Genomic DNA, 16,050 nt, shown 5'->3' with positions numbered 1-16,050 from the left:
CCATGATCGCGTGGGTCTCGCCGGAGCGGACCGTCAGGTCGACGCCCTTCAGGATCTCCTCGGGCCCCTTGTCGGTCACGGCGCCGCCTCCTCGGCACCCGCCAGCAGCTCGCCCGCCCGCACGTGGTGCACCGCGCCGCCGGCGACCAGCGTCTGCGGCACGTCCTCGGCGACAGCGGCGGTGACCAGCACCTGCTCGCAGTCGGCGACGTGGGCCGCCAGCCGCTCGCGGCGGCCCGCGTCCAGCTCGGCGAAGACGTCGTCGAGCACCAGCACCGGGTCGGTCCCCAGGTCGGTGCGCAGCAGCCGGAACGCCGCGAGCCGCAGCGCCAGCGCGAACGACCAGGACTCACCGTGGCTGGCGTAGCCGCGGGCCGGCAGCTCGCCCAGGCTCAGCACCAGGTCGTCGCGGTGCGGCCCGACCAGGCTCACCCCGCGCTCGGTCTCCGCCGTGTGCAGCTCGGCCATCCGCTGCTGGATGAGCTCGACCAGCTCCTCCTGCTCGGGCACCTCACCAGCGGCCAGCCGGTCGGCCGCCTCCTGGCCGAGGCTGCTGGCGTAGGTCGCCCGAGCCTCCTGCGGGGCCTGGCTGACGGCCCGGTAGTCCTCGGTGAGGTAGGGACCGAGGTCGCGCAGCAGCCGCAGCCGCGCGTAGGTCAGCGCCGCGCCGACCTGAGCCAGGTGCAGGTTCCACACCTGCAGCGAGCTGGTCGCGGCCGACCGGGCCTCCTCGAGGCTCTCCCCGGCCGCGAGCGGGGGCCCGCCGCCCTGGCCGCCGCGGCGCCGGCTGCGGGGGTCGCGCCACAGCCCGGTGGTCTGCTTCAGCAGGGCGTTGCGCTGCTTCAGTGCCTTGTCGTAGTCGCTGCGCACCCCGGCCCAGCGCGGCTGCCGGGCCACCAGCAGCTCGTCGAGGAACCGCCGCCGCTCCCCGGGGTCGCCCTTGACCAGCGCCAGGTCCTCGGGGGCGAACAGGACGGTGCGCAGCGTCCCCAGCACGTCCCGGGGGCGGGTCAGCGCCGAGCGGTTCAGCCGGGCCCGGTTGGCCCGACCGGGCACGATCTCCAGCTCGATGAGGGACTCGCGCTCGTCCCGGACCACCGCGCCCCGGACCACCGCACGCTCGGCGCCGTAGCGCACCAGCGGCGCGTCCTGGGCGACCCGGTGGCTGCTCAGCGTGGCCAGGTAGCCCGCCGCCTCGGCCAGGTTGGTCTTGCCCTGGCCGTTGCGTCCCAGCAGCGTGGTCACGCCGGGGGTCAGGGCCAGCTCGGCGTGCCGGTAGTTGCGGAAGTCGGCCAGCGACAGGTGGCGCAGGTGCACGGGCTGCCCTCAGCGGGCGCGGGCAGGCACGCGGACAGGACCGGTCGGCAGCGTCAGGGCCGGTCGACCTCGTCGCTGCCCGAGGTGGGCCCGGCCGCGCTGTCGGTGTCGCCGCTGCCGGAGGAGGGGCCGGCCTCGTCCGCGTGCGCCTCGCGCACGTCGGCGCCCTGCCCGCTCGCGCCGACCGGGCTGCCCTCGTCGCCGGCGGGGACCTCGCCGGCCTCCCGCTCCCGCCGCTGCGCGCCGGAGTGGACGATCTTCTGCCCCTCGGCCAGGTCGTCGTCCAGCATCCGCACGTCGTGGCCGCCGAACTGGCCGCGCAGGGCCGCTACCGCCTGCATCGCCGGGGAGTTCTCCTGCCGGGAGGCGAACCGGGCGAACAGCGCGGCGCTGATGACGTGCATCGGCACTGCGTTCTGCATCGCCTCCTCCACGGTCCAGCGACCCTCGCCGGAGTCGGTGGTGTACTCGCTGATCCCCTCCAGGCCGGGGGTCTCGCCCAGCGCCCGGACCAGGAGGTCCAGCAGCCAGGAGCGCACCACGGTGCCGCGGGTCCAGGCCTGGAAGCAGCCCTTGACGTCGGTGACGATCTCCTTGGCCGTCAGCAGCTCGAAGCCCTCGGCGTAGGCGTGCATCAGGCCGTACTCGATGCCGTTGTGAACCATCTTGGCGTAGTGGCCGGCGCCCACCTCACCGGCGTGGACCCAGCCCTCCTCGCGCGGTCCCTCCGGACGGAGCGCGTCGAAGATGGGCATCGCCATCTCGACGTGCTTCTTCTCCCCGCCGCACATCAGGCCGTAGCCGTTGTCCAGCCCCCAGATCCCGCCGGAGACCCCGCAGTCGACGAAGCCGATCCCCTTCTCGGCGAGCTCGTCGGCGTGCTTGCGGTCGTCGGTGTAGTGGCTGTTGCCGCCCTCGATGACCAGGTCACCCTCACCCAGCGCCTCCCCCAGCGCGTCGATGGTCATGTGGGTGGGCTTGCCGTGGGGCACCATCACCCAAACCACGCGGGGCGGCTCCAGTGCCTGCACCAGCTCGTCGAGCGAGGAGACGTCCCGGTCGGAGTCCTCGGACAGGTCGTAGCCGACAACCTCGTGCCCGGCGCGGCGCAGCCGTTCCCGCATGCTGCCGCCCATCTTGCCGAGACCGACCATTCCCAGTTGCATCAGCGCTGCTCCTTCGGTCGCGAGGGCTCCCGGTCAGGGAAGCGAGGCCTCCCCGGGGACTGTCAGCCGGCGAACCGCACCGGCATCAGCACATAACGGTAGGTCTCGTCGGGCTCGCCGTCGACCGCGGGCTGCCCGGACATCACCGCCGGTCGGGAGGACTGGGTGAAGGCCAGCCGCACGTGGCTGGTCCCCAGCGCGGTCAGTCCGTCCAGCAGGAACTGGGGGTTGAACGCGATCTCGATCTCGGGGCCCTCGAGGGTGGCCTCGATCGCCTCGCTGCCCTGGGCGTCGTCACCGGTGCCGGCCTCGATCGCCAGCTGGCCGTCGGTGAACCGCAACCGGACCGGGGTGTTGCGCTCGGCGACCAGCGCCACCCGGCGCACCGCCTCCACCAGCGCGGCGGTCTCGGCGACGGCGACGGTGTCCACGCTGCTGGGGAAGATCGAGGTGACCTTGGGGTACTCCCCGTCCAGCAGCCGGGTGGTGGCCCGGCGGGAGCCGGCCTCGAAGCCGATCAGCCCCTCTCCGGTGCTCGGGTCGGCCAGGGCCAGGTCGATCGACCCGGCGGCTCCCAGCGCCTTGGCCGTCTCCGACAGGGTGCGGGCCGGGATGAGCGCCACGTGCGAGAGGTCGGTCTGCCCCGGGTTCCAGGTCAGCTCCCGCATCGCCAGCCGGTAGCGGTCGGTGGCCAGCAGCGTCATCTTCTCGCCCTCGATCTCGACCCGGACACCGGTGAGGATGGGCAGCGTGTCGCCCCGGTCCGCGGCGACCGAGACCTGGGAGACCGCCTGCGTGAACACGTCACCGGCGACGGTGCCGCTGGAGGCGGCCGGCGCCGGCAGCGACGGGTAGTCCTCCACCGGCATCTGGATGAGCGCGAACCGGCTGGACCCGCAGGTCAGCTGGACTCTGCTGCCGTCGGTCGCGACCTCGACCGGCCGCGGCGGCAGGTTCCGGGCGATGTCGGCCAGCAGCCGGCCGAGCACCAGCGCGGTGCCGCCCTCGGCGACGTCGGCCTCGACGGTGACGGTGGCCGAGATCTCGTAGTCGAACGCCGACAGCGTCAGCGTCCCCTCCTCCTCCGCCTTCAGCAGCACCCCGGCCAGGACCGGGACGGGCGGTCGGTTGCTCAGACCGCGCACCACCCAGGCGACGGCTTCGGCAAGGACATCGCGCTCAACGCGGAACTTCACTGTCGTGCTGCCCTTCGGGAGGTGTGGGACGTGTGCAGGACGACACTAGCCGCTCGGGCAAGGGGCGCAATGCCTGGGGACGGGGGTCGAGGCACTGGTCATAGGAGAGTTCGTCATCGTCATCGGAGCTGTGGACGCTGTGGATAACTCCGTCCGGAACCGGCTCGCCGCAGGTAGCGGGTCGCGCCCGCCCCGGCAGCGGCTGGGGACAGCCGGTGGACCCGCCGGGGAGGCGGGCCCTCGCGGTGGGGACGAGACTGCGCCGTCCACAAGGTCCGCCCTGGTCAGCCCCCCGTTGTCGACAGCGGGAACCCCGTCTGTCCCCGGGCCGTGCGCAGGGCCGTCCACAGCCCGGTCGGGCACGCCGGTGGCACCGAGAATGACATCGAGGTGACCCGGGGAGGAACGGTGGATGAGGACCCACAGCGTTGTCCACAGGTTGGGGACAAGGTGGGGAGAACCGCAGGTCGAGCGCGCGGCACCGCGACCGGCGCGGTGTGGACCGGTGTGGAGGTCGGGACGGCCGCCCCCGGGCGGCGGCGGGCTCAGGGCCGGGCGGAAGCCTTGCGGATGATCCCGGTGAGCTCGCTGATCTGATCGAACAGCGCCCGCTTCTCCCCGATCAGGCCGCGGATCTTGCGCTCGGCGTGCATGACGGTGGTGTGGTCCCGGCCGCCGAACTCCTGACCGATGCGCGGCAGCGACAGGTCGGTCAGCTCCCGGCAGAGATACATGGCGATCTGCCGGGCGTTGACCAGCACCCGGGAGCGGGAGGTCCCGCACAGGTCGTCGATGCTGACCTGGAAGTAGTCGGCGACCTCGGTCATGATCGTGGTCACCGTGATGTGCCCGCTCTCGGCCGAGGGGATGATGTCCTTCAGCACGTGGCCGGCGACGTCGGTCGTCACCGGCTGACCGGAGAGCGAGGCGAAGGCGGTCACCCGGATGAGGGCGCCCTCCAGCTCGCGGATGTTGGTGGCGATCTTGCTGCCGATCAGCTCCAGCACGTCGTCCTCGAGCCGCATCCCCTCCTGGGCGGCCTTCTTCTTCAGGATCGCGATCCGGGTCTCCAGGTCCGGTGGCTGCACGTCGGTGAGCAACCCCCACTCGAACCTGCTGCGCAGCCGCTCGGCGAAGCCGGACAGCTTCTTCGGCGGCTGGTCGGAGGTGATGACGACCTGCTTCTCGCTGTTGTGGAGAGTGTTGAAGGTGTGGAAGAACTCCTCGACGGTCTGCTCCTTGCCCTGCAGGAACTGGATGTCGTCGACGAGCAGGAAGTCCACGTTGCGGTAGCGGCGCTGGAACGCACCGGCCTTGTCGTCGCGGATGCTGTTGATGAAGTCGTTGGTGAACTCCTCGGAGTTCACGTACCGCACCCGCACGCCGGGGTAGAGGTTGCGCGCGTAGTGGCCGATGGCGTGCAGCAGGTGCGTCTTGCCCAGCCCGGACTCGCCGTAGATGAACAGCGGGTTGTAGGCCCGCGCCGGTGACTCGGCGACCGCCAGCGAGGCCGCGTGGGCGAACCGGTTGGAGGAGCCGGAGACGAAGGTGTCGAAGGTGTACTTCGGGTTCAGTCGCGGGTCGCCGTCCAGTGGCGGCGTGGTCGAGGTCCCCGACGTCACCGCGCTGCGTCCCTCGCCGCGCTGGCCGATCCCGTGCGGGGGGCCGGCGAACCCGGCGACTCCGGAGCCGGGGGGTGCCTCGGCGCCGCTGTCGTCCCGGGCGGGCTCCTCGGGGCCCGGGTCGCCGACGCGCTCGTCGGCGCCGTGGTCCCCGGTCCCCTCGCCCTCGACCTGGCGGCGGAGGTTCTCGTCGACCGTGATCGCCAGCCGGATGTCCCGGTCCAGGTGCTGGGACAGCGCCCGCACCACCGGCTCGCGCAGGCTGGTCTCCAGGGTGTCCTTGGTGTGCTCGTACGGGACGGCCAGCAGCGCGGTCGAGTCGAGCAGCCCGACCAGCCGGGTCAGGCGGAGGAAGGCCCGGTCGCGCGGGGTGACCCCCGCCTCGTTCAGCTCCCCGACGGTGGATCGCCAGATCGCCTCGTAGTCGACGGCGGGCTCAGTCATCGGGGGGTGGTCCTTCTGTCGTCCGGGTAGTGGCGCGGGGGTGGTCGGTCCTTGTCCGAGCATGCCTCCTCGCCCACTCGTCCACAAACTTATCCACAAGGTGTGAATAAGCCGGTGGACAGACGGCCCGAGCGGGGAACGTAACAAGCCGTCCATACCCAGAGCAAGCCCCTGCGTGCCGAGACCTGCTCCGCGCCACCCCTGAATGCGGGTCAGCTCGGCGTGTCGGACCACCTGTGTCGAGGATACGCGGGAGGCTGGTGGGTTACCCGCCGCCAGCGGCCGCGCAGTTTGACCCCCGGTCGGGCCTCCCGTACCGTTGTGCTGACCGTTCGACGGCCGTTTTCGTCTGCCCAGCGGCCTCCACTGTGAGCCACCGGCGCCGGTTCCGGCGCGGATCGGGGCTCGGCTGGCCCTGGGCTGTCGATGGCGGCCGAGGGCGGCCCACGCCTAGTCCCGATGTCCCCCCGATCTCAGTGCGGGCTGCTACAGGCAGCCTCGCGGTAACGGAGTTCGCAGTGAGCAAGCGCACCTTCCAGCCCAACAACCGTCGTCGCGCCCGGACCCACGGGTTTCGGCTGCGGATGCGCACGCGCGCCGGCCGGGCCATCGTCGCCGCTCGGCGCCGCAAGGGCCGCAGCCGCCTGGCGGCCTGAGCGCCACGGCACGCGCCCTCAGGTCCCGGCTGGCCAGCCACCGTATCGACCCGTCGATCCCTGGTCCGCGTCCATGCTGCCGCGCCAGCACCGCCTCACCCGTCCCGCGGAGTTCACCACGGTGCTGCGCGGGGGCCGTGACCTCCGCACCCCGACCCGCAAGGCCGGCACCGCCCTGCTGGTGGTCCACCGCCGCGACACCCTGGAGCCCCACCCCGCGCGGGTGGGCTTCATCGTGTCGGGTGCCGTGGGGAACGCCGTGGTACGGCACCGGGTCACCCGCCGGCTGCGCGCGCTGATGGCCCAGCGGCTGTGCCAGCTCCCGCGGGGGTGCCTGCTCGTGGTCCGGGCGACCCCGGCCGCCGCGCGGGCCTCCTATTCTGAGCTCGCGGCAGAGCTGGACTCGGCGCTGCGGCGGGTGGCTCGCGAGCCGAGCAGGAACCCGGCGTGAGCGAGGAGCGCGCACCGGGGGGACCGGACCTGCGTGAGCGGTCGCTGGGATGGTGGCTGGCGCTCCCGCTGGTCGGGGCGCTGCGGTGCTACCAGCTGCTGGTGTCGCCGCTGCTGGGCCCCACCTGCCGCTACTACCCGTCGTGCTCGGCCTACGCTGTGGAGGCGTTGCAGCGGTTCGGACCGCTGCGCGGCAGCTGGCTGGCGGTCCGGCGGCTGGCGCGCTGCCACCCGTGGAGCGACGGGGGCGTCGACCACGTGCCGGACCGTGACCGCACGACCACTGGTGGCTCGACCGAGACGACCACCCCGACCACGAGGACCTCATGGCCTTCATCGACACCCTGATCTACCCGTTCGAGTGGTTCGTCGCCTCCATCATGGTGGGCTTCGAGTGGCTGTTCACCTCGGCGGGGATGTCGGACACCAACGGGTGGACCTGGGTGCTGTCCATCGTCGGGCTGGTCATCGTGCTGCGGATCCTCCTCGTGCCGCTGTTCGTCCGGCAGATCCACAGCCAGCGGCGGATGCAGCTCATCCAGCCGGAGCTGATGAAGATCCAGGCCAAGTACAAGGGCAAGAAGGACGAGGCGTCGCGCAAGGCGATGACCGAGGAGAGCTTCGCGCTCTACAAGCGGCACGGCACCAACCCGTTCGCCTCGTGCCTGCCGATCCTGCTGCAGATGCCGTTCTTCTTCGCGCTGTTCCGGATGCTCAACACGATCGAGCAGACGGCCTCCGGCTCACGCACCCCGCGGGGCTTCTTCTCGCAGGAGCTGGCAGAGACGATGTTCGAGTCCACCGTCTTCGGTGCCTCGCTCTCGTCGACGTTCCTGCACCACGACGACATGCCAGCGAAGATCCTTGCGGTGGTGCTGATCATTGCCATGTCGGTGACGATGTTCCTGACTCAGCACCAGCTGATGCGCAAGAACATGCCGGCCTCGGCCCTGGACAACCCGATGGCGCGCCAGCAGAAGATGCTGATGTACGCGCTGCCGGGCATCTTCGCCGTCACCGGCGTGAACTTCCCGCTGGGCGTCCTCTTCTACTGGACCACCACCAACCTGTGGACGATGGGCCAGCAGTTCTTCGTGATCCGCACCATGCCGGCGCCGGGGTCACCGGCAGAGAAGGCCCGTCAGGAGCGCCAGCTGCAGCGCGGCAAGCCCGTCGACACGATGGAGCTCTCCAGCGCTGGCACCTCGGAGGGGGAGGACAGCGCCGAGGAGGAGGCCCCGGTCCGGGGGCAGCGCGTGCAGCCCACGGGCAAGAAGCGGGCCAAGTCCCGCACCCGCCGGGGGAGCAACCGACCCAAGGGACGCTGACCGGGCCGACCGGCCCGGGCTGTCCCGGTCCCGCGACCACTCGGTCGCACCAGCGCGACCACCCGGTCGCACGAGCACAGGAGCGTGAGCGCAGATGAGCGAGACCCTCGAGGAGCCGCAGCCGGACCAGCAGCTGCAGCCGGCCGCCGAGGAGGCCTCCCCGGAGCCGGAGCGCGACCCGGCCCGGGCGGAGCTGGAGCGCGAGGGCGAGATCGCCGCGGACTACCTGGAGACGCTGCTGGACATCGCTGACCTCGACGGGGACCTGGAGGTCGACGTCGAGGGTGACCGGGCAGCGGTGGCGATCGTCGACTCCGAGGAGGGCACCGTCCCCCGGAACCTGGTCGGCCCGAGCGCGCAGGTGCTGGAGTCGCTGCAGGAGCTGGCCCGGCTGGCCGTGCAGGCAGAGACCGGTCAGCGCAGCCGACTCATGCTGGACGTGGGCGGCTACCGAGCGGAGCGGAGGGCCAGCCTGGTGTCGTTGGCCCGCCGGATCGCCGAAGAGGTCAAGGAGGCCGGGGAGCGCCGCGAGCTCGAGCCGATGTCGGCGTTCGAGCGGAAGGTCGTGCACGACGAGGTGCTGGCCGCCGGCCTGACCTCCGAGTCCGAAGGTGAGGAGCCGTACCGGCACGTCGTCGTGCTGCCCGCGTCCTGAGCGACACAACGGAGGGTTCCACGTGAAACAGCACCCCCCGCCGGGACCGGAGCAGGAAGCACCGGCCCCGCCCCGCGTGGCGAACGAGGTCTTCGGGGACCGGCTCCCGCTGGCGCGCCGGTTCGCTGAGCTGCTCGCCGGTGACGGCGTCACCCAGGGCGTGATCGGGCCACGGGAGACGCCGCGCCTGTGGGAGCGGCACCTGTTGAACTGCGCCGTGGTCGAGGTGATGTTGCCCCACCGCACCCGGGTCATCGACCTGGGGTCCGGCGCAGGGCTGCCCGGCATCGTGCTGGCCCTTGCCCGGCCGGACCTGGAGCTGTACCTGGTCGAGCCGATGCTCCGGCGCACCAAGTGGCTCTCGCAGGTGGTCGACGAGCTTGGCCTGGGCAATGTGCGCATCCTGCGCGGCCGGGCCCAGGACGTGCGCGGCCAGGTCCGCACACCAGTGGTGACCGCCCGGGCAGTGGCCCGAACCCGGGAGCTGGTGGAGTGGGCGTTCCCGCTCCTGGAGCCGGGCGGACGGCTGCTTGCGCTCAAGGGAGTCAGCGCCGAGGAGGAGCTCGCGGAGGACCGCGCCTCGTTCGCGCCGTGGCCGGTGGACTCGGCCCAGGTGCACCGCCTCGGCGAGGACCTGCTGGAGGAGCCCACCCGGGTGATCGAGGTGGTCGCGAGCTCGGCCGCGCTGCCGGGGTCGCCCGTCCGTGGCCGCCGCGGGGCCAGCCGGCGGGCAGGCCGCTGAGCGGCCGCGTGGAGCGGGACGACCGGGAGTCAGGCAGACGTCAGGAAGGAGACGGCGTGAACGCTGGGACGAGGTCCACCCCTGCCCCGGTGGTCGCGACCGGGCTCGGCTGGCCGGAGGCGGAACCGTCCGGGCCGGCCAGCGCCGCGGCAGGGATCCGCGCAACCGACCTCGGATGGCCCGACGACGACGCGACGGGTGACGCTGCGGACCAGCTGCCGGCCGTTCCACGTGAAACCCAGGCCGCGCAGGCAGCACCCACCACGGGTGCCCCGGCAGCCGCGGAGGAGCAGACGCCGAGGGTTTCACGCGAAACGGGCCCCGCGAAGGCCGATGCGGCCGCCGCCCCTCCCGCGCCGCCGGCGTCCGCCGGGCTCGACAGCCCGCTCGCGTCCAAGCTGCGGGACGAGGCGCGCCGCCGCAAGGAGCTGGCGGCGTTGCCGCTGCCCCGCCCGGCGACGACCCGGGTCATCACCGTCGCGAACCAGAAGGGGGGCGTCGGCAAGACGACCACCACGGTGAACGTCGCAGCGGCGCTGGCCACGCAGGGCTTGCGGGTGCTCGTGGTGGACATGGACCCGCAAGGCAACGCCAGCACGGCCCTCGGGATCTCGCACCAGTCCGGCCAGCACGGCATCTACGACGTCCTCATCGAGGACATGCCCCTCGGTGAGGTGGTGCAGACCAGTCCGACGAGTCCGCGACTGCTCTGCGCGCCTGCGACCATCGACCTGGCCGGCGCCGAGATCGAGCTGGTACCGATGGAGCAGCGGGAGTTCCGGTTGCGCCGGGCCATCCGTGCCTACCTGGAGCAGGGCGGGGACCGGCTGGACTACGTGTTCCTCGACTGTCCGCCGAGCCTGGGGCTGCTCACCGTCAACGCCTTCGTCGCCGCCGCAGAGGTGCTCATCCCGATCCAGTGCGAGTACTACGCGCTGGAAGGGCTCAGCCAGCTGGTGACGAACATCGGGCTGGTGCAAGACCACCTCAACCCGCAGCTGCAGGTGTCCACCATCCTGCTGACGATGCATGACGCCCGGACCAACCTGTCGCGGGAGGTGGCCGCCGAGGTGCGCGAGCACTTCGGCGACAAGGTGCTGCGCACCACGATCCCCCGATCTGTCCGAATCAGCGAGGCGCCGAGCCACGGGGAGACCGTGATCACCTACGATCCGGGAAGCACCGGTGCACTGTGCTACCTGGAGGCAGCGGCCGAGATCGCGAGCCAGGACGACCGCGAGAGGGACCGAGGATGAGTGAACGACGGCGTGGACTGGGTCGCGGGCTGGGAGCACTGATCCCGCCGGCACCCGCGGGCAACGACCGGCCGAGCGACGTGTTCTTTCCCCGGCAGACCGGGTCGGCCCTCGCCGAGGAGGGTGCCGAACCGGCGACAGGCAGCTCCCCGTCGGCCGACGACGGGCACGCGGGGCACGCCGGAGAGGTGACCCCGAGCCGTTTCACGGGAAACGGCGGGCAGTACCCGTCCGACGGCGTGCGGACCGTGGTCGAGGACGTGGGGAGCGCGCCGGAGCTGGCGCCGGTGCCCGGTGCCCGGTTCGCGGAGGTCCCGGTGGACCAGGTGCAGCCCAACCCCCGGCAGCCGCGGCAGGTCTTCGACGAGGACGAGCTCGCCGAGCTGGCCCACAGCATCGGCGAGATCGGCGTGCTCCAGCCCATCGTGGTGCGTCCGGTGACCGACGCCGGAGTCGGCTACGAGCTGGTGATGGGTGAGCGCAGGTGGCGGGCCAGCCAACGCGCCGGTCTGGAGACGGTCCCGGCGATCATCCGTGAGGTCGAGGAAGGCGACCTGCTGCGGGACGCGCTGCTGGAAAATCTGCACCGCAGCCAGCTCAACCCGCTGGAGGAGGCAGCGGCCTACCGGCAGCTGCTGGACGACTTCGGCTGCACCCAGGAGGAGCTGTCCCGCCGGATCGGGCGGTCCCGCCCGCAGATCAGCAACACGCTGCGGCTGCTGCGTCTCCCCCCGCTGGTGCAGCGTCGCGTGGCCAGCGGAGTGCTCAGTGCCGGCCACGCCCGGGCGCTGCTGGCGGTGGAGGACGCTGCCGCCATGGAGAGACTGGCTCAGCGCATCGTGGCCGAGGGACTCTCGGTCCGAACCGTCGAAGAGATCGTCGTGCTGGGCCAGGACGACGACGGCGCTGGGCAGCCGCGGCGTCCCCGCCGCAAGGCCGCCCCCGACCCAGAGCTCGACTCGCTGGCCGACCGGCTGGCTGACCGGCTGGACACCCGGGTCTCGATCGCGATGGGAAGTCGCAAGGGCCGGCTGACCGTGGAGTTCGCCTCCCGGGAGGACCTGGACCGGATCCTGTCCGTGCTGGACGCGGAACACTAGCCGGGCTGACCCGCGCCCGCAGCTGTCCACAGCGAGAGACACGACTCGTCCACAGCGACTGTGGATAACGTGCGAGCAGCCGGCGGGTGAGCATCGAACACGTGATCGAGACCCGTGGCTCGTGTGCCCGGCGTCGCTGCGCGGGCCCGGTCGAGCGCACGACGGGGTGCGACCGGTCTCCCGGTCGCACCCCGTGGTGGTCGCTCCGCGCTGAGGCGGGTGGGCGAGGCGGCGCTCAGCCGAGGTAGGGCTCGAGCTCCCTCAGCAGCTTGGGCTTGGGCAGCGCGCCGACCAGCGTCTTGACGACCTCACCGTTGACGTAGACGTTCATGGTGGGGATGCCGGTGATGCCGTACTTGGCGGTGGTCTGCGGGTTCTCGTCGGTGTTGAGCTTGACGACCTGGATCTTCTCGCCGTGCTCCTCCGAGATCTCCTCCAGGATGGGGGCGACCATCTTGCAAGGGCCGCACCAAGGGGCCCAGAAGTCCACCAGGACCGGCTTGTCGGCCTCGAGGACGTCGGTCTGGAAGTCGCTGTCGGTGGTCTGCTTGGGGGCCATGGGGGTTCCTTCCGGTCGGGCTTCGGACAGGTGCTGCCGGGGCAGCGGCAATCAGAATCAGGAGACGGCGACGGCCTGCGCGGCCGCGGCCTGCGGATCGGGCTCGGCGGCGGCAGCGTCGAGGGAGGCCAGGTACCGCTCGGCGTCCAGCGCCGCCGAGCAGCCGGTCCCCGCGGCGGTGACCGCCTGCCGGTAGGTGTGGTCCACCAGGTCACCGCTGGCGAACACGCCCGGCAGGTTGGTGTGGGTGGTCCGGCCCTCGACGAGCACGTAGCCCTCGGCGTCGGTGTGCACCTGGCCCTGGATGAGCTCGTTGCGGGGGTCGTGGCCGATCGCGATGAACAGGCCGGTCACGGCCAGGCCGCGGGTCTCGCCGGTGCGGGTGTCGCGGAGCGTGAGGCCGCTCAGCTTCTGGTCGCCGTGCAGCGCTGCCACCTCACTGTGCCAGGCGAAGGAGATCTTGGGGTCCGCCTCGGCGCGCTCGGCCATGATCCGGCTGGCGCGCAGCTCGCCGCGACGGTGGATGACGGTCACGCTGCGGGCGAAGCGGGACAGGAACGTCGCCTCCTCCATCGCCGAGTCGCCGCCGCCGACGACCGCGATGTCCTGGTCGCGGAAGAAGGCGCCGTCGCAGGTGGCGCACCAGGAGACGCCGTGCCCGCTGAGCCGCTGCTCGTCCGGCAGGCCGAGCTCGCGGTAGGCCGAGCCCATCGCCAGGATCACGGCCCGCGCGCGGTGGCTCCTTCCGGAGCCGTCGGTCACCGTCTTGACCGGGCCGGTGAGGTCGACGGCGGTGACGTCGTCGCGGACCATCTCGGCGCCGAACCGCTCAGCCTGGCCGCGCATCTGCAGCATCAGCTCCGGGCCCATGATGCCGTTCTCGAACCCGGGGTAGTTCTCGACGTCGGTGGTGTTCATCAGCGCGCCACCGGCGGTCACCGAGCCCTCGAAGACCAGCGGGGCCAGGTTGGCGCGGGCGGCGTAGACGGCGGCGGTGTAGCCGGCGGGGCCGGAGCCGATGATGATGACCTCGCGCAGCGGGCCAGTGGTCTGGGCCTGGTCAGCGGTGCTCACCTGGTGTGCTCCCTCGGGTCGGGCGGAGGTTGGTCCCGGTGGGCACGGGACCTCGTCTGCTGAACCGATCCTACGGGCGGGTTTGTTCCCGGCCGGTCACGGGCCAGGGACCTGCCGGCGTCCGGTCAGCCGTGGTCCAGCGGGACCGGGCCGTGCAGCACCTCGGCCAGCTCCTCCTCCAGGCAGCCGGCGTCGACCACCCAGGCCTCCTCGGCCTGCTGCGCCTGGGGGAGCAGCAGCACGACGGCCTCCTGCTGCTGCCAGCGGGCCGGGTAGGCGCTGGGGCCGATGTCCTCCGGCTCGGCCAGCCGGCCGGCGGCCGCGCACCCGGCGGCGACCTCGCTGCCCCACGGGGAGGGCCCCGGGTCCCCCGCGTACCACTCGCGCAGCAGCTGCTCGACGTCGTCGGCGGTCCGGTCGCCGAGGTCGATGACCCCACCGTCCTCAGCGGCGGAGCCGACCAGGTCCTCGCCACCGCCGCCGGCGCTCTCGTCCTGGTCGGCCATCGGCGTCAGCTCCGCAGCGTCCTCCTCGATCGCGGCGCCCGCGTCAGCACCGTCCTCGGCGGCCTCCCGCTGGGCGGTGCCTCCGACCGAGGCGGTGAGGTCGGCGACCGGCGGGCCCCCCAGGAACTGCGTCGAGACCACCATGGCGCCGGCCGCCACGGCGGCGGCGGCGCCGACCCACGGTGCCCACCGGGGAACGCCGCGCCGGACTTGCTCCCGCTGCTCACGGCGGGACATGAAGTCGGTTGCCGCGGCTCGGGCCGCAGCGTCGCCACCCAGTGGGCCGCGGTACTCCTGCTCCCGCTGCAGGCTCTGCTGGATCCGCAACACCACGTGCTCGGGCATCGGCCCCGGGTCCGGCAGCGAGGAGAGCAGTGCCCGGACCCCCGTGGGGTCGGGCTCCTCCGCAGGGTGCTCGGCACCGTGCTGGCGGCTGCTGCTCACCGAGATCCTCCAGGGCGGTGGTTGGGGTCGGGCGCGAGCCGGGCGGGCTCACAGGGGTAGGACGAGTGGCCCGTGCCTTGGGTTCCCGCGGACGGTCCGTCGCCCGGCGGTCGCGGTGTCACCGTCACCGTGCTCCCTCCAGGCCGAGCAGCCGGGCCATCGCGGCCCGGCCGCGGCTGCACCGGGACTTCACCGTGCCCTCGGCGACGTTGAGCACGACGGCGGCCTCGGCGACGCTGAGGCCCTGCATGTCGACCAGCACCAGGGCCAGCCGCTGCGGCTCCGGCAGCGCGGCCAGCGCCTCCCGGACGTCCAGCCGCACCTCGACGGCACTGTGGTGGTCGCGGGGGTCGGCCGGCTCCACGTCGTCCAGGTCGGTGGTGGGCCGCTGCCGGCGTAGCCGGTCCAGGCAGGCGTTGACGACCACCCGGTGCAGCCAGGTGCTCACCTTGGCGTCACCGCGGAAGGACCCGGCGCGGCGGAAGGCGTTGAGGAAGCCGTCCTGGACGGCGTCGGCGGCCAGCTCGGGGTCACGGGTGGTGCGCAGCGCCACCGCCCACATCCGGTCCCGGTGCCGGCGGAAGATCTCCCCGAACGCGCTGCCGTCATCACCCTCGACGTGACGCGCCAGCAGCTCCTCGTCGGTGAGCTCCGACAGTGGTCCGGTCACGACCCTCCGCGGACCGTGACCTCGGAGACGTGCACGATCTCGCCGCCGGGGCCGTCCCAGGCCCGGTCGAACCAGATCACCACGTAGCGGCCGGTCACCGGCTCGTCGGCGGTGACCGTCCAGGTGCCGGAGGCCTGGTCGGCACTGCCGATGGTGGTGCCCTCCCGGTCCGCGCTGTCACCGACGATGACCTCGGCACCGTAGTCGCCCTGCGGGAAGGTGACCTCCACCTCCTGCACCGGCTGGGACTGGCCCAGGTCGATCGCCAGGCCGACGCCGCTCTTCAGGTTGCCCCACCCCGAGGAGAGGTAGGTGTGGGAGTTCCACGAGGTGCTGGGGTCGCCGTCGATGACCTGGCCGACGATGTCGTTGCGCTCGTCGCCGTCACCCTCCGGGTCATAGCTGGTGACACCGGCCAGGTCCAGCGGCTCCCCGGGCTCCGCAGTCTGCTCGTCCTCGCCCTGCGGGGCGGTGGTCTGCTGACCCCCGTCCTGCTGCTGGCCGTCCTGACCACCGGTGGGCCCGGCGGTGGGGGCCGGGCCAGCCTCCGGGTCCTCGGACCCGCCGTCGCCGCTGAACAGGCCGCTGAAGGCGCCGAAGGCGAGCACCACGGCGACCGCGACCACGGCCAGCAGCACCAGCAGCACGAGCCCCGTCTGTCGGGGCGCGGGACGGTCGCGGTCCTCCGGTGGCACCGCCGGCGCACCGTAGGCGGTGTGCGGCTCCTCGTCCGGCTCCTCGTCGTGACCCAGCCCGGTGGCCTCGTCGGTGTCGCGGTCGTGCCAGGTGCCGCCCGCCGTGGCTGAAGCCGGAGAGCCTGCAGCCGGGTGGCGCGTTCAAGATCCGGGGGGCGACCACCAAGGTC

Annotated in this window: 17 protein-coding genes; 8 read left to right on the top strand and 9 right to left on the bottom strand. The window is 72.4% G+C overall.

The window, feature by feature from the left end; genetic code table 11:
- Positions 1 to 75 precede the first annotated feature (75 nt).
- From GFJ45_RS11195 to dnaA, 4 genes are all read right to left on the bottom strand, one after another.
- On the bottom strand, positions 76 to 1,317 hold the full coding sequence (locus tag GFJ45_RS11195; protein WP_153397201.1) for a DNA replication/repair protein RecF: 1,242 nt from the start codon (positions 1,315 to 1,317) through the stop codon (positions 76 to 78).
- Positions 1,318 to 1,370: 53 nt separating this feature from the next.
- On the bottom strand, positions 1,371 to 2,483 hold the full coding sequence (gene gnd / locus GFJ45_RS11190; protein WP_153397199.1) for a phosphogluconate dehydrogenase (NAD(+)-dependent, decarboxylating): 1,113 nt from the start codon (positions 2,481 to 2,483) through the stop codon (positions 1,371 to 1,373).
- A gap of 62 nt (positions 2,484 to 2,545) precedes the next feature.
- On the bottom strand, positions 2,546 to 3,679 hold the full coding sequence (dnaN, locus tag GFJ45_RS11185; protein ID WP_153397195.1) for a DNA polymerase III subunit beta: 1,134 nt from the start codon (positions 3,677 to 3,679) through the stop codon (positions 2,546 to 2,548).
- A 545-nt stretch (positions 3,680 to 4,224) separates the two neighbouring features.
- A complete protein-coding gene (gene dnaA / locus GFJ45_RS11180) occupies positions 4,225 to 5,745 on the bottom strand; it encodes a chromosomal replication initiator protein DnaA (protein WP_153397193.1) in 1,521 nt (506 codons plus the stop codon).
- A gap of 518 nt (positions 5,746 to 6,263) precedes the next feature.
- Between dnaA and rpmH the strand changes: the two genes are divergently transcribed.
- The 8 genes from rpmH (at position 6,264) to GFJ45_RS11140 (ending at position 11,932) form a co-directional block, all read left to right on the top strand.
- Positions 6,264 to 6,401 carry a 50S ribosomal protein L34 gene (rpmH, locus tag GFJ45_RS11175; protein ID WP_153397191.1) on the top strand — a complete coding sequence of 46 codons (138 nt, stop codon included), beginning with the start codon at positions 6,264 to 6,266 and terminating at the stop codon, positions 6,399 to 6,401.
- Positions 6,402 to 6,474: 73 nt separating this feature from the next.
- Entirely contained in the window at positions 6,475 to 6,852 is a 378-nt protein-coding gene (gene rnpA / locus GFJ45_RS11170; protein ID WP_153397189.1) for a ribonuclease P protein component, read from the top strand.
- The gene (gene yidD / locus GFJ45_RS11165; protein WP_228386888.1) at positions 6,849 to 7,199 is read left to right on the top strand and encodes a membrane protein insertion efficiency factor YidD; all 351 of its coding nucleotides are present in this window, start codon (positions 6,849 to 6,851) and stop codon (positions 7,197 to 7,199) included. Before rnpA ends, yidD begins: the two co-directional genes overlap by 4 nt.
- Positions 7,178 to 8,179 carry a membrane protein insertase YidC gene (yidC, locus tag GFJ45_RS11160; protein WP_153397187.1) on the top strand — a complete coding sequence of 334 codons (1,002 nt, stop codon included), beginning with the start codon at positions 7,178 to 7,180 and terminating at the stop codon, positions 8,177 to 8,179. Before yidD ends, yidC begins: the two co-directional genes overlap by 22 nt.
- Positions 8,180 to 8,273: 94 nt before the next feature.
- Entirely contained in the window at positions 8,274 to 8,834 is a 561-nt protein-coding gene (locus GFJ45_RS11155; protein ID WP_153397185.1) for a Jag family protein, read from the top strand.
- 22 nt (positions 8,835 to 8,856) lie between these two features.
- The gene (rsmG, locus tag GFJ45_RS11150; RefSeq protein WP_153397183.1) at positions 8,857 to 9,576 is read left to right on the top strand and encodes a 16S rRNA (guanine(527)-N(7))-methyltransferase RsmG; all 720 of its coding nucleotides are present in this window, start codon (positions 8,857 to 8,859) and stop codon (positions 9,574 to 9,576) included.
- Positions 9,577 to 9,632: 56 nt separating this feature from the next.
- Entirely contained in the window at positions 9,633 to 10,832 is a 1,200-nt protein-coding gene (locus GFJ45_RS11145) for a ParA family protein (protein WP_323368732.1), read from the top strand.
- Complete coding sequence (locus GFJ45_RS11140) at positions 10,829 to 11,932, top strand: ParB/RepB/Spo0J family partition protein (protein WP_153397181.1); 1,104 nt, start codon at positions 10,829 to 10,831, stop codon at positions 11,930 to 11,932. Before GFJ45_RS11145 ends, GFJ45_RS11140 begins: the two co-directional genes overlap by 4 nt.
- Positions 11,933 to 12,167: 235 nt before the next feature.
- Here the strand turns inward: GFJ45_RS11140 and trxA are convergent, their stop codons facing one another.
- From trxA to GFJ45_RS11115, 5 genes are all read right to left on the bottom strand, one after another.
- On the bottom strand, positions 12,168 to 12,491 hold the full coding sequence (trxA, locus tag GFJ45_RS11135) for a thioredoxin (protein WP_153397179.1): 324 nt from the start codon (positions 12,489 to 12,491) through the stop codon (positions 12,168 to 12,170).
- Positions 12,492 to 12,548: 57 nt separating this feature from the next.
- Entirely contained in the window at positions 12,549 to 13,565 is a 1,017-nt protein-coding gene (gene trxB / locus GFJ45_RS11130) for a thioredoxin-disulfide reductase (RefSeq protein WP_153397177.1), read from the bottom strand.
- Between the two features lie 125 nt (positions 13,566 to 13,690).
- Positions 13,691 to 14,515, bottom strand: a complete 825-nt coding sequence (locus tag GFJ45_RS11125) for a hypothetical protein (protein ID WP_153397175.1) — start codon at positions 14,513 to 14,515, stop codon at positions 13,691 to 13,693.
- Positions 14,516 to 14,639: 124 nt separating this feature from the next.
- A complete protein-coding gene (sigM, locus tag GFJ45_RS11120; RefSeq protein WP_153397173.1) occupies positions 14,640 to 15,185 on the bottom strand; it encodes an RNA polymerase sigma factor SigM in 546 nt (181 codons plus the stop codon).
- On the bottom strand, positions 15,182 to 15,880 hold the full coding sequence (locus GFJ45_RS11115; protein ID WP_153397171.1) for a discoidin domain-containing protein: 699 nt from the start codon (positions 15,878 to 15,880) through the stop codon (positions 15,182 to 15,184). The genes sigM and GFJ45_RS11115 overlap by 4 nt, the downstream gene beginning before the upstream one ends.
- Positions 15,881 to 16,050 lie beyond the last annotated feature (170 nt).

Source organism: Ornithinicoccus halotolerans (genome assembly GCF_009602535.1).
In the GTDB taxonomy this organism is placed as follows: Bacteria; Actinomycetota; Actinomycetes; order Actinomycetales; family Dermatophilaceae; genus Ornithinicoccus; species Ornithinicoccus halotolerans.
The sequence above is the reverse complement of the archived record's forward strand: the minus strand, read 5'-3'. Positions and strand labels throughout refer to the sequence as shown.